At 36.0% G+C, this 12,711-nt stretch carries 10 protein-coding genes; 8 read left to right on the plus strand and 2 right to left on the minus strand.

What is annotated here, in order from left to right:
* The first annotated feature begins 240 nt into the window (after positions 1-240).
* Both pnp and QL232_RS20160 read left to right on the plus strand, forming a co-directional pair.
* A complete protein-coding gene (gene pnp / locus QL232_RS20155; RefSeq protein ID WP_168883622.1) occupies positions 241-2,526 on the plus strand; it encodes a polyribonucleotide nucleotidyltransferase in 2,286 nt (761 codons plus the stop codon).
* A 222-nt stretch (positions 2,527-2,748) separates the two neighbouring features.
* On the plus strand, positions 2,749-3,612 hold the full coding sequence (locus tag QL232_RS20160) for a sigma-70 family RNA polymerase sigma factor (protein WP_044207596.1): 864 nt from the start codon (positions 2,749-2,751) through the stop codon (positions 3,610-3,612).
* A 161-nt stretch (positions 3,613-3,773) separates the two neighbouring features.
* Here QL232_RS20160 and QL232_RS20165 read toward each other — a convergent pair whose 3' ends face one another.
* Complete coding sequence (locus QL232_RS20165) at positions 3,774-5,408, minus strand: tetratricopeptide repeat protein (RefSeq protein WP_281615540.1); 1,635 nt, start codon at positions 5,406-5,408, stop codon at positions 3,774-3,776.
* A 209-nt stretch (positions 5,409-5,617) separates the two neighbouring features.
* Between QL232_RS20165 and QL232_RS20170 the strand changes: the two genes are divergently transcribed.
* From QL232_RS20170 to QL232_RS20180, 3 genes are all read left to right on the plus strand, one after another.
* Positions 5,618-7,864, plus strand: a complete 2,247-nt coding sequence (locus QL232_RS20170) for a S46 family peptidase (RefSeq protein WP_281615541.1) — start codon at positions 5,618-5,620, stop codon at positions 7,862-7,864.
* 121 nt (positions 7,865-7,985) lie between these two features.
* Positions 7,986-8,510, plus strand: coding sequence for a DUF3124 domain-containing protein (locus QL232_RS20175; RefSeq protein ID WP_281615542.1), 525 nt, complete (start codon positions 7,986-7,988; stop codon positions 8,508-8,510).
* Between the two features lie 5 nt (positions 8,511-8,515).
* Positions 8,516-9,697: a potassium/proton antiporter gene (locus QL232_RS20180; protein ID WP_281615543.1), complete on the plus strand. Its 1,182-nt coding sequence runs from the start codon at positions 8,516-8,518 to the stop codon at positions 9,695-9,697.
* Positions 9,698-9,759: 62 nt separating this feature from the next.
* Here QL232_RS20180 and QL232_RS20185 read toward each other — a convergent pair whose 3' ends face one another.
* On the minus strand, positions 9,760-10,356 hold the full coding sequence (locus QL232_RS20185; RefSeq protein WP_168883626.1) for a NifU family protein: 597 nt from the start codon (positions 10,354-10,356) through the stop codon (positions 9,760-9,762).
* A gap of 247 nt (positions 10,357-10,603) precedes the next feature.
* Here QL232_RS20185 and lipA point away from each other — a divergent pair, with 247 nt between their 5' ends.
* The 3 genes from lipA to QL232_RS20200 all read left to right on the plus strand — a co-directional run bounded on the left by lipA (position 10,604) and on the right by QL232_RS20200 (position 12,699).
* Positions 10,604-11,497 (plus strand): lipoyl synthase, encoded by an 894-nt coding sequence (gene lipA / locus QL232_RS20190; RefSeq protein WP_168883627.1) that lies wholly within the window; start codon positions 10,604-10,606, stop codon positions 11,495-11,497.
* A 73-nt stretch (positions 11,498-11,570) separates the two neighbouring features.
* The gene (locus QL232_RS20195) at positions 11,571-11,801 is read left to right on the plus strand and encodes a cytochrome b5 domain-containing protein (RefSeq protein WP_168883628.1); all 231 of its coding nucleotides are present in this window, start codon (positions 11,571-11,573) and stop codon (positions 11,799-11,801) included.
* A 1-nt stretch (position 11,802) separates the two neighbouring features.
* Positions 11,803-12,699 carry a DMT family transporter gene (locus QL232_RS20200; RefSeq protein ID WP_281615544.1) on the plus strand — a complete coding sequence of 299 codons (897 nt, stop codon included), beginning with the start codon at positions 11,803-11,805 and terminating at the stop codon, positions 12,697-12,699.
* Positions 12,700-12,711: the final 12 nt, after the last annotated feature.

The following is a 12,711-nucleotide window of genomic DNA, read 5'->3' on the forward strand; positions in this document are numbered from 1 at the left end:
ACAAAGTACCACTCAGGGGATTCCATTTTTGGAATTCCCTTTTTGCGTATAATCCCTTCATAAATTTTCACTGAAAAATGGAAATAAAAGGAGGAAAAATGATTAATCCGCGAAAAATTCACTAAATTTTTGAGTTAGAAAAAGAAAGCTTTTACTAGCCGAATTTTGACAGCAGGTAGGACGTGATCCTTAAATATCTGCTTTATGATGTAGAAAAGAACAAAACACAACACAATTACGATGTTTGAAAACGTGATTAAAAAAACAGTTGCTCTTCCTGACGGTCGTGAGATCTCTCTAGAGACAGGTAAGATGGCAAGACAAGCAGACGGATCTATCGTTTTGCGTATGGGAAATACAATGCTTTTAGCAACTGTTGTTTCTAACCCAGAAAAAAGAGATGGCGCTGACTTTTTGCCTCTTTCAGTAGATTATCAAGAGAAATTTGCTGCAGCAGGTAAAATCCCTGGTGGTTTCTTAAAGCGTGAAGGCCGATTAAGTGACCGTGAGATCTTAATCTCTCGTTTAGTTGACCGAGCAATCCGTCCATTATTCCCATCAGATTACTATCATGATACTCAAATCATGATTACAATGGTTTCTGCAGACCAAGATGCATTACCAGATGCTTTAGTGGCATTAGCAGCATCAGCAGCTTTATCTATTACAGATATTCCTTTTGATGGTCCTATCTCTGAGGTAAGAGTAATCAAAGATACAAACGGTGAATACATCGTAAACCCTACACCAGCACAGATGGAAGGTTGTACACTTGATCTAATGATCGGTGCTACTGCTGAAAACATCACAATGGTAGAAGGTGAAATGCAAGAAGTGGGTGAAGATGAAATGATCGAAGCAATTAAAGTCGGTCATGAAGCAATCAAAACTCAGTGTGCAATCCAGGTAGAATTAAGAGAAGCAGTAGGCGTTGAAGGATATAGAGAATTCGTAGGCGACGTTGAAGACGAGGAGTTAAAAGAACAAGTTTTCACTGCTCTTTATGATAAATTATATGCTGTAGCATCTCAAGGTATCAAAGGTAAGTCTGAGCGTAAAGCAGCTTTCACTGAGGTGAAGAAAGCTTACTTAGAATCTTTACCAGAAGATGAAGAAACAGAAGAGAAGTTACCATTAATCAAGCGTTACATTGCTAAATGTGAGAAAAAAGCTTCTCGTGATTTAGTATTGAACACGCAAAACCGTTTAGACGGTCGTGATTTGGAAGAAGTAAGACCAATCGTTCCTGAAGTAGATGTACTTCCTTCAGCACATGGTTCTGCTTTATTTACTCGTGGTGAAACTCAATCATTAACAACAGTAACGCTTGGTACTAAAATGGACGAGCAAATGTTGGATTCTGCAATGGGTTCAGGTACAAGTAAATTTATCCTTCACTACAACTTCCCTGGTTTCTCAACTGGTGAGGTAAGACCAAACAGAGGTCCTGGACGTAGAGAAGTAGGTCACGGTAACTTAGGACACAGAGCTTTAGAAAGAGTTCTTCCTCCAGAAAACGAGAATCCTTACACAATCCGTATCGTTTCTGATATCCTAGAATCAAACGGTTCGTCTTCAATGGCAACAGTTTGTGCAGGTTCATTAGCACTTATGGATGCTGGTGTTAATATCACTGGTACTGTATCAGGTATCGCAATGGGTATGATCTCAGAAAACGATCCTGAAACAGGTGAATTAAAATATGCCATCTTATCAGATATCTTAGGAGACGAAGATCACTTAGGTGATATGGACTTCAAAGTAACAGGTACTGAAAAAGGTATTACAGCATGTCAAATGGATATCAAAGTTGATGGTCTTCCATATGAGGTGTTAAAGCAAGCATTAGAGCAAGCGAACAGAGGTAGAGCACATATCCGTGAAATCATGGATGATGTGATCAAAGAATCTAGACCAGATTTAAAACCACATGCTCCTCGTTCGTCAGTAATGATGATTCCTCAAGATTTAATTGGTGCTGTTATCGGACCTGGTGGTAAAGTAATCCAAGAGATCCAAAAAGATACAGGTGCAACTATCGTAATTGAGGAAGTTGAAAACCAAGGTAAAGTAAGTTTCTTTGCTGTTGACAAAGTAGCTATGGATGGTGCAGTAGGTCGTGTAAAAGCGATTGTTGCTCAACCAGAAGTAGGAGAAACATACCCTGGTACAATTAAGTCATTACAACCATTTGGTGCATTTGTTGAATTTATGCCTGGTAAAGAAGGTCTTCTTCACATTTCTGAAATCGCTTGGGAGCGTACAGATAGTGTTGAAGGTATCTTGAACGTTGGTGACAAAATCGATGTTAAGTTATTAGAGATCGATCCTAAAACAGGTAAATTCAAATTATCTCGTAAGGCTTTATTACCAATGCCTGAAGGTTATACTCCTCCTCCTCCACGTGAGAGAAGAGAGCGTCATGATAGAGGTGACAGAGGAGATAGAGGTGGTTACCGTGGTGGTAATCGTGGTGGTAACAGAGGTGACCGTGATGGTGGCCGCGGAGGTTACAATAGAAGATAATAACCGACTGAAAGACAGTTTAGTAAGTTCTCCAATGCTTTTATGAAATATTGTGAGAATTTACTAAACTTTTTATGTCTTTTTTAAGTCAATTATGTAGGATGTTTAGAACTGCACGCTTTTTGCAGTTTTAAGTATCTCAGTATAAATGTTTTGTCACCATTATTTATTATCTTAATAGAGATATGGTGATAAAATCGTAACAATGGCAAAAAAGAACGGATGAGACAACTCAAGATCAGTAAACAGATCACGAACAGGGAGTCACAATCGCTGGACAAATACTTACAAGAAATTGGTAAGGTTGACCTGCTAACACCTGATGAAGAAGTAACTCTTGCAAAGCAAATTCGTGAGGGCGACCAAATCGCATTAGAGAAATTAACGAAAGCAAACTTGCGTTTCGTAGTTTCAGTGGCTAAGCAATACCAAAATCAGGGATTGTCCTTAGGTGACTTGATTAACGAGGGTAACTTGGGTTTGATTAAAGCTGCCCAACGTTTCGACGAAACGCGTGGTTTTAAGTTTATCTCCTATGCTGTATGGTGGATTAGACAATCTATCCTTCAAGCATTGGCAGAGCAATCACGTATCGTACGTCTTCCATTGAACAGAGTAGGTTCATTGAACAAGATTTCAAAGACTTTCTCTGAATTGGAACAACGTTATGAGCGTGAGCCTTCTCCGGACGAATTAGCAGAAGTTTTAGATGTAACTACAAACGAAGTTGTAGATACAATGAAAATTTCTGGCCGTCACGTATCTATGGATGCTCCTTTCGTACAAGGTGAAGAAAACAACCTTTACGACGTGTTAGAAAATGACATGGAAGAGAAGCCAGATACGGAGTTAATGAATGACTCTTTACGTAAAGAAGTTCAACGAGCTCTTTCAACGTTAACTAAACGTGAGGCAGATGTAATTACTTTATACTTCGGATTAAACGGAGAGCATTCAATGACATTGGAAGAAATTGGAGAGAAGTTCAATTTAACGCGTGAACGTGTGCGTCAGATCAAAGAAAAAGCGATCAGACGTCTTCGTCATACATCAAGAAGTAAAGCATTGAAGCCGTATTTAGGATAATCTATTTACTAGCTTTAAAAAGATAAAAAAGCGGAGTATCTCTAAAATGGAGATAAACCGCTTTTTTTCGTTTCATACTTTATCAAAAGTATACTGAATAAAAAAAGGATATCATTCTATTAGAAGAACGATATCCTTTTTAATAACCAAATAATTGCTTTTTATCGAGTATTGATATCATCGATACTCTTGTAGATATCTTTTACCATATCGCTTTTCTTTAAACCAATACCTTCATATAAGGTAATCGCCCTACGATACGTTTTAAGGGCTGCAGCAGATTTCTCTTCGCCCATATCTTTATAAAGATCACCTAGTTCTTTTATACAAGTTGCATGTTCTAACGTAAGAGCTCCGTAGTAGGCTTCTCTTACTTTCGCTACTTGAATTAATGTTTTCTCCGCCTTTTCTAAGCTATCTTGAGAAGCATATAACACTGATAAACTATAAAGAGAATTACCATAATCGATATGTTGTTTACCTACGCTTTTCTCTCTAGCCGTCATACCTTTCTGGATAGCTTCTTCTGCATCTGCAAATCGTTTAGTTTCGATATAGAAAAAGGCTAAACTATCTAGTGCTTTACCATAAGTAGTATGTTTCTGCCCTAAAGATTTTTCCGTGTCAGCAATAGCCTTTTTATATGCAGCCTCAGCTTCTGATTTCATATTGTTATGGCCAAAAATTCTTGCCATAGTGATGGAAGCTGCAATACCTTCTGGTGAAGTAGCTTTACCTTTAGAATCATATATTGAGATTGCTTTCTCAGTATTTGCTTTAGCAGCTGGAATATTGTTTTGTTCAATTTCCATTTCAGCTAACTCAATTCTCGTAGCGGCACTTTCTAAGCTGCTCTCTCCAAACTTTTTATTGTTTGCAGCAAGCTTCTTTTTCACTAAGCTGTAAGCATCCATTGGAGAATGGAGCTTCATATCGTAGTGAACAGCTAATCGATCTACCTCAGTGATATACTTTTTGTTATCGATACCGTAAGCTTTTCCAAGGTTATCAATATAGATATTGTAAGCTTTGATTGCACCTTGGTTATCTCCATTTTTTTCTAATAGTGTTGCTTCTTTTAAGTATAAGTTAACATATGAAGACTTAGGGGTATTGGTGCCCTCAAATGCTTTTATTGCCATACTTAATTGAATAGAAGCTTCCTCTACCCTTTTCATTCCCATAGAAACATCTGCTTGCTCAGATAAAATTGTAGCAAACTCTGGAGTTCCTTTCAAGTACTTCTCAGCCATTGGCTCTAAAGTACGGTACATAGCGTCTGCTTCTTTGTATTTACGCCCAATAACATATAATTGAGCATGCTTATGAAAGGTAGAAGTATATTGTTTAGAGTCTTTCCCGAATACTTTTTCAGCTGTTGTGATAGCATTTCTGTAGTAAATGTCAGCTTGGGGGAAATTCTTCATTACAAGGCTGTTATCAGCAACTTGTAATTGTGTACTTAGCATCTTTTCTGACTCACCATTCCCTGATTTTTTCAGAAGTTTTTCTAAAGATTGGAAATAGATATTGGCATTGCCTAAATCTTTTTGGGCTTGGTATGAAAGTGCTAAATATTCGATGGCTAAAATATAATCTGGATCCGTGTCACCTACAGCTTCTTGCCCTTGCAAACGAGCTGTTTGTAGTTTCTGGATAGCCTGATTATATTTTTTTTGTTCATATGCTGCTTTCCCGCTATTGAAATTGCTATGAAAATCTTGTGCATAGGTATTTATATTTATAACGAGCGTTAGAACAGTATATGTAATAATAAATTTAAGAGATCGTCCCATAACTGAATAATAGAATTTTTTAAGTCTCATTAAGTATGACGTTTAACCGTAAATCATTATTGCATAAAAATTAGTTAATCTATCTTAAAGTCATACTTTAAGAATACATTAAGCTATTGCAAATCTTAGACCTTAATGTGATATGTGAATACTTTTTGGTAGAATTGTAGATAGAAAACATATGAATATTTACTAACCATACGAGTCTAATGAAGAAATGGATACAATTTCTGCTTGTAATGATGTTGTCATTACAAGCTATGGCCAGTGATTTTGGAAACAACAAACCACTAGATGAGGGGATGTGGCTCCCTATGTTCATATCACGTCTAAATCACGTGGATATGAAAAAAGAGGGGCTAAAATTAACAGCTGAAGAGATTTACAGCGTAAACAACAGCTCTCTAAAAGATGCAATCGTTCATTTCGGCGGTTTCTGTACAGGTGAAATCGTTTCAGACAAAGGTCTAATTTTCACAAACCACCACTGTGGATATGGTGGAATTCAATCTGTAAGTACAGTAGAAAATGATTATCTAACAAACGGATTTTTCGCTAAATCTTTCGATCAAGAAAAAGCAATCGATGGACTTTTTGTTCGCTTTTTACAGAGAATGGATGATGTTTCTGAAAAAGTGAATGGTGAATTAAAAGGTTTATCAGGAGTTGAAAGACAAAAGAAAGCAGCAGAAGTAATGGCTGCCATCAAAGAAGCTAAAGAGAAAGAATTAAACAATGATAGCTATGAAGTATCAGTAAAATCTTTCTTTGAAGGAAACGAATTCTACATGTTTGTATACGAACGTTTCGATGATATTCGTCTTGTAGGTACTCCTCCAGAGGCTGTAGGTAAATTTGGTGGTGACACTGATAACTGGATGTGGCCAAGACACACAGGAGACTTCTCAATCTTCCGTGTTTATGCTAACAAAGACAACAAGCCTGCGAAGTACTCTGAAGATAATGTTCCTTACAAGCCTAAACATCACTTACCTGTTTCTATTAATGGTGTTCAGAAAGATGATTTCGCTATGATCATGGGATACCCTGGTTCTACGGATCGTTACTTAACATCTGAAGGTGTAAAACAACAAATCGAAGTGTTCAACCCACTATTTGTTGAAATGCGTGATGCTATCTTGAAAACTTGGAGAAAGCACATGGATGCAGATCCTAAAGTAAGATTACAGTATGCATCTAAATATGCTTCTACTGCAAACTACTGGAAGTATTTCATTGGGCAAACTAAAGGTTTAAAACGTCAGCATGTTATTGAGAAAAAACAAGCTGAGGAAGCAAAATTCAACCAGTGGATCTCCCAAGATGCTAGCAGAAAGAAAGAATTTGGCGATGTTACTGACATGTTGAAAGAAGGATACGAAGGTAAACGTGACGGTAGAGTTGCTTACGTATTACTTACTCAAGGCGGTTTCCGTATGGAAGCAGTAATGCAAGCAAGAAGAATGGGAAGATTTGTTGGTGAAGCAACAAGTGAAGAGACTTCTAAAATTTCATTAGAGAAAGCTCAAGAAGCAGCTTTAGAACAAGTGGAAGGTTTCTTTAAAGATTACAACTATGAAACAGATAAAGCATTAGCTGTAGTTCTTTTAAGAAAGTACAAAGAAGTACTAGGTCGCAAAGAAAATAAGAACCTTCCTGTACCAAGTGTTTACGAAGAAATTGAAAGAGAATATGACGGTAGCTATGAAGCATATGTAGAAAAAGCTTATACATCTTCAATGTTTACTGACAAAGGACGCTTAGAAGCTTTCATCAAAAACCCTAATGCAGATACTTATAACAATGATATGTTAAAAGTATTACATGATGAGTTTTTCCAATCATACATGACAGTTGCTCAATCAGAACAAGAAGCACAAATGAAAGTAGACGATGGAAACAGATTGTATGTAAAAGGAATCAGAGAGATGAATCCAGAAAAAGCATACTATCCAAATGCCAACTCTACAATGCGTTTAACTTATGGTCAAGTAAGAGATTACATTCCAGGTGATGCGATGTTCTATGCTTACTATACAACATCAAAAGGCTTATTAGAGAAAGAAGACCCTAAAAACCATGAATTTGTATTGCCTAAGGAAATCAAAGAGAGTGTTGTAAAGAAAGATTTTGGTCGTTATGCTGATCAAAATGGTGAACTAAGAATTGCTTTTATTACTAACAATGATATTACAGGTGGTAACTCAGGTTCTCCAGTAATCAATGGTAATGGAGAATTGATTGGTTTAGCCTTTGATGGTAACTGGGAAGCGATGTCAGGCGACATCTCATTCGAGCCAGAATTACAACGTTGTATTAACGTTGATGTTCGCTATGTACTTTGGATTATCGATAAGGTATATGGAGCATCTAACATCGTTAATGAAATGACGATTGTTGAAGGTAAAAAAGCGAAAGGTAAACCTTACGAAGCATTAATGCCGAAAAAATACTAAATCAATATTTAACGATATTTATTGATTTTCAATAAGGAAGCAGCTTTCAGTATTTTGAAAGCTGCTTTTTTATTTTAACTTACTCTTCACTATATAATACCTTAAACCAAATTGAAAATTGATGAATAAGACAATCAAACTATTTTTATTTTGTTTCCCTTTTTTATTGCTTTCTTGTCAGGAAAAACCAAAAGAGCATTTGTTATTAACTTCAGACAGACCTGCTCAGAAATATGTTAGTAAAGACTCTACACCTGAGTTGGTTAATAAAAAATCATATTATATACCGGCATATTCGAACTTATATTATCAAACGGGTGCTTCTAAAGTTTATTTTACTGTTGTCTTAAGTCTTCGTAATACAAGTAGTCATGAAAATATTTACTTTACTAAGATTGATTATTACAATAGTGATGGAGAGTTAATCAGAGCTTATTTGGAAGAGAATTTATTGATAAAACCATTGGGTTCAGCTGAGTTTATTGTTGAGTTTAAAGAAAGAGAAAGTGGTGCTGGAGCTAATTTTATTGTCGAATACGGTACAGAAAAAGAACTAATTAATAAGCCAATTATTGAGGCAATTAATATGGGTTATATCGGACAACAAGGTTTTGCTTTTACATCTAGTGCACAGCTTCTAAAATAAACTATATGTCTGTAGAATTTTTCGTTCTCACATTTGCTGTCCTGATTGTGATTGGTATTCTACTATACAATCCGGGGAAGAATTTTGGGATTCCTGCTGCAATAATTTTTATTGGTGTAGCACTTTTTATTGGAAATGATCAGGAGTTTTTGTTTGTATATAACAATCCGAACTTTACAGATATCGTCAGTCAGCTATCGTTAGTGACAATAATTTTTGTTGGTGGTTTACATACCGAATTCAAAAGTATTAAGGGAGTAATGAAAGAAGCTACTCTCCTTTCAAATCTTGGAGTTTTAGTAACAACCGTAGCATTGGGTGTATTTGTTTCATATGTAACTCCTCTTTCCATAACAGAGGGCTTATTGTTGGCTGCTATCGTTTCATCTACAGACTCAGCTGCTGTCTTTGCAGTGCTAGAAAGCAAAAATTTAAAGTTGAAATATGGGTCTGATAAGGTATTAGAATTTGAGTCTGCTACCAATGATCCAATGGCCATGATTCTTACTTTGATTTTCATCAGTATTTTGGAAAACCCTGGAGAGTTGAATTATGGTGAATATATTTTATTCTTTGTCAAGCAGATTGCGATTGGCCTAAGCGTAGCTTTTATATTATACCACTTTGTTAAGTTCATTTTCAAGAACTTAAAATTTAAAGAAGAAGGGTTAATTCCTATTTTTCTATTGGCCTTATTGGTCATGATCATAGAGCTAAACAGTATCTTAGGCGGCAATCCATTAATCAGTGCTTATTTATTGGGTTTATCAATTAATACTCTTCAGTTTCAAAATAAAGACACAACACTTCATTTTTATAATAGCTTAGCTTGGTTGGCACAATCGGTTATGTTTTTGATTTTGGGATTAGAATTATTTCCAGATAAATTATTGGCAGCTGTACCTAATGCTATCTTACCAACATTGTTCTTATTCTTTATTGCAAGACCTGCGGGAGTGTTTATCTCCTATCTCTTTATTAAAACACCGGTACAAAAGAAGGTTTTTGTCTCCTGGTGCGGTCTAAAAGGAGCGACTCCAATTGTTTTTGCGCTTATGCCTTTATTGCATAATCTAGAGAATGCAGAAATGATCTTCTACATCGTAAGTTTTATGGTATTAGTCTCTTTAATAGTGCATCCTCTAACACTTAAGCCACTAGCGAAGAAATTAAATATCACAGAATAAAAATAGGGTGATTGAAAAGTTGAATTCAATCACCCTATTTATTTTATCTTTCAAACAAAGAATTAAACACCTTCTGCAACCACTTCAGTTACTTGAGGTACCATTCTTTTAAGAAGTTGTTCAATACTCATTTTTAGAGTAAATGTTGATGAAGGACATCCAGAACAAGCTCCTTGTAATAATACTTTTACTACACCAGTTTCTTCATTGAATGAATGGAATTTAATGGCTCCACCGTCTGTTTCAACTGCTGGCTTAATGTATTCGTCTAAAACTCCTTTGATTTTTTTGATAGCTTCAGAATCTGCCGTTTCAACGATTGTTTCATCTACATCTTCAAAAATTGGTTTCTCCGCTTCGAAATAGTTTAATAAAAACTCTTTGAATTTAGGAATGATTTCCATCCATTGTGGAGTGCCTTCTTTTTTTGTGATTGTAATGAAGTTGCTCATATAGAAAATACGCTCTACTTCATCAAAACCAAAAAGCTCTTTTGCTAATGGTGATACAGCAGCTTCTTCTATACTTGGGAAGTCGTAACTCTCTCCTCCTTTTAATATCATAAAGCTCAACATGAACTTCATTGAATTAGGGTTTGGATTCGCTTCAGTATAGATCGTAATATTTTGCTGGGGTCTCCCTGTTGTTGAATTTTCCATTTTTTTGATGATTTATTTTCGAATGAAAATTGTTCGCAATCACAATATTTGGCAAAACAAACATATAGAGTTTTGGAATCAAAAGAATTCGCTAAATCAAACAAAAATTATCTTAAAAATTAACACATTACCATATGATCATATAAAAATAAGACCTTTTTAGAGCTTGATTTCATTATTGATAAACAACTTCGTACTTTTGTAGATGAGTCAGGAACAGTGACTCAAAACGAAAACGGAAAATTAAATGATAGAACTACCAGTAATCTCTTCGGAGAAAAAGGATAAGCCTAAACGTAGACCAGATTGGTTACGTGTAAAGTTGCCTATTGGAAAAGAATATGCGAACGTTCGTAAATTGGTAGACAAACATAAGTTGAATACAATTTGCCAAAGTGGTAATTGCCCGAACATGGGTGAGTGCTGGGGTGAAGGTACAGCAACATTTATGATTCTTGGTAATATCTGTACTCGTGGATGTTCTTTCTGTGCGGTAGCTACAGGTCGTCCAACAGAATATGATGCCGAGGAACCAAAACGTGTAGCAGACGCTATCCATAAAATGGAAGTAAAGCATGCGGTAATTACTTCTGTAAACCGCGATGAGCTTAAAGATAGAGGTGCAGAAATTTGGTATCAAACAGTTGTAGAGACGAAGAAACTTTGTCCTGAAACGACGATTGAAACACTTATTCCTGACACAAGAAACAATTGGGATGCCTTATATAGAATGATTGAAGGTGGTCAAGAAGTAATTTCACACAACATGGAAACAGTGAAAGAACTTTATAGAGCCGTTCGTCCACAAGCGAAATATGATCGTTCATTAGAGCATATCAAACGTATCGTAGATGCGGGTCGTCGTTCTAAAACCGGTGTAATGCTTGGTTTAGGTGAAACTGACGAGCAGATCTTCAGAATCATGGATGATCTTGCAGAAGTAGGATTGCATGTATTGACATTAGGTCAATATTTACAACCGACTAAGATGCACCATGAAGTAATTGAATACATACACCCTGACAAATTCGACTTCTTAAGAGAAGAAGGATTAAAGAGAGGTATCAAATATGTGGAATCTGGTCCATTAGTACGTTCTTCATACCATGCGGAACGTCACGTAAATGTGCCGATTAAGTAAGCATAATAATATTTTTCTATAGTGGCTTTATTTTCCTTCGTGTTGATAAAGCCACTATTTTTTATGATTAAAGATGGAAAAAATCACAAGAAGCCAATTATCTCTCAGAAACGGTCAGGATAAAGAAGAAATCTGGGTTGCTTTCGAAGGAAAAGTATACGACATGTCTAACTCTAGATTATGGAAAAATGGAAAGCATTATGAACATTGGGCTGGACAAGACCTTACTCCCGAAATGAAAGATGCTCCTCATACCGCATTTGTGTTTGATAAATTTGATCCCATTGGAGAGTTAGTCGATTAGTATGTCTAAAGTTCAAGCACATTTATTTCTTGTCGCTGCATCTATGATTTATGGATGCAATTTTGTCATCTCAAAGTTGGCAATGCCTCAGTATATAACACCTTATGCTTTTATTTTCCTCAGAATTATTGGTGCGGCAGTTTTATTTACCCTTCTTCATACATTTACTGTAAAGGAGAAGATCGAAGACAAGAAAGATTATAAAAGGCTTTTCCTTGCTGCTGTATTTGGTGCTTGTGTAAATCAGCTACTATTTTTTGAAGGTCTAGCTCAAACGAGTCCAATCAACGCCTCAGTGATTGTAGTTACTTCTCCAGTTATTGTACTGACACTCTCATTCATTTTTTTGAAAGAAAAAGTCACTCCACTTAAGATCATAGGAATATCTATTGGTTTTATCGGAGCCATTTTGATGATTGGATTAAATGGTATTGCATTTCATTCCGGGTCAGTAAAAGGTGATATCATGGTTTTAGTAAATGCTATATTGTATAGTGTCTATTTGGTCATTTCAAAACCATTGTTGGCAAAATACCACCCTTTTACTGTGATGAAATGGATATTTATTTTAGCTGTTCCAATGGTTACTGCTGCCACATGGCAAGATGTTATAGCAGTAGATTGGAAAGCGATTCCACTACCTATTTGGGAAGCAATAGCTTATGTTGTTATCTGTACTAGTTTTTTAGCTTATCTATTTTATGCCATTGCAATGCGTGTATTAAATGCCAGTACAGCTAGTTTTTATATTTATTTCCAGCCATTAGTGGCCACAATTGTAGCCATCATTGTTTTTGATGAATCGTTGAAAACCGTTCAAGTAATGGCAGCAGCCTTGATATTTACAGGAGTTTACTTAGTGAGTATCAAAAAGAAACAAAAAAAGTCGACTAACTAATCAATACTAAAT

The sequence above is a fragment of the Flammeovirga sp. SubArs3 genome (assembly GCF_947387565.1).
Taxonomy (GTDB): Bacteria; Bacteroidota; Bacteroidia; order Cytophagales; family Flammeovirgaceae; genus Flammeovirga; species Flammeovirga agarivorans.

Bases quoted from the DNA above. Each gene is read 5' to 3' on its own strand.
- QL232_RS20170 (WP_281615541.1), top strand. From the start codon at position 5,618: ATGAAGAAATGGATACAATTTCTGCTTGTAATGATGTTGTCATTACAA.
- QL232_RS20195 (WP_168883628.1), top strand. From the start codon at position 11,571: ATGGAAAAAATCACAAGAAGCCAATTATCTCTCAGAAACGGTCAGGAT.
- QL232_RS20180 (WP_281615543.1), top strand. From the start codon at position 8,516: ATGTCTGTAGAATTTTTCGTTCTCACATTTGCTGTCCTGATTGTGATT.
- QL232_RS20185 (WP_168883626.1), bottom strand. From the start codon at position 10,356: ATGGAAAATTCAACAACAGGGAGACCCCAGCAAAATATTACGATCTAT.
- QL232_RS20165 (WP_281615540.1), bottom strand. From the start codon at position 5,408: ATGGGACGATCTCTTAAATTTATTATTACATATACTGTTCTAACGCTC.
- QL232_RS20200 (WP_281615544.1), top strand. From the start codon at position 11,803: ATGTCTAAAGTTCAAGCACATTTATTTCTTGTCGCTGCATCTATGATT.
- pnp (WP_168883622.1), top strand. From the start codon at position 241: ATGTTTGAAAACGTGATTAAAAAAACAGTTGCTCTTCCTGACGGTCGT.
- QL232_RS20160 (WP_044207596.1), top strand. From the start codon at position 2,749: ATGAGACAACTCAAGATCAGTAAACAGATCACGAACAGGGAGTCACAA.
- lipA (WP_168883627.1), top strand. From the start codon at position 10,604: ATGATAGAACTACCAGTAATCTCTTCGGAGAAAAAGGATAAGCCTAAA.
- QL232_RS20175 (WP_281615542.1), top strand. From the start codon at position 7,986: ATGAATAAGACAATCAAACTATTTTTATTTTGTTTCCCTTTTTTATTG.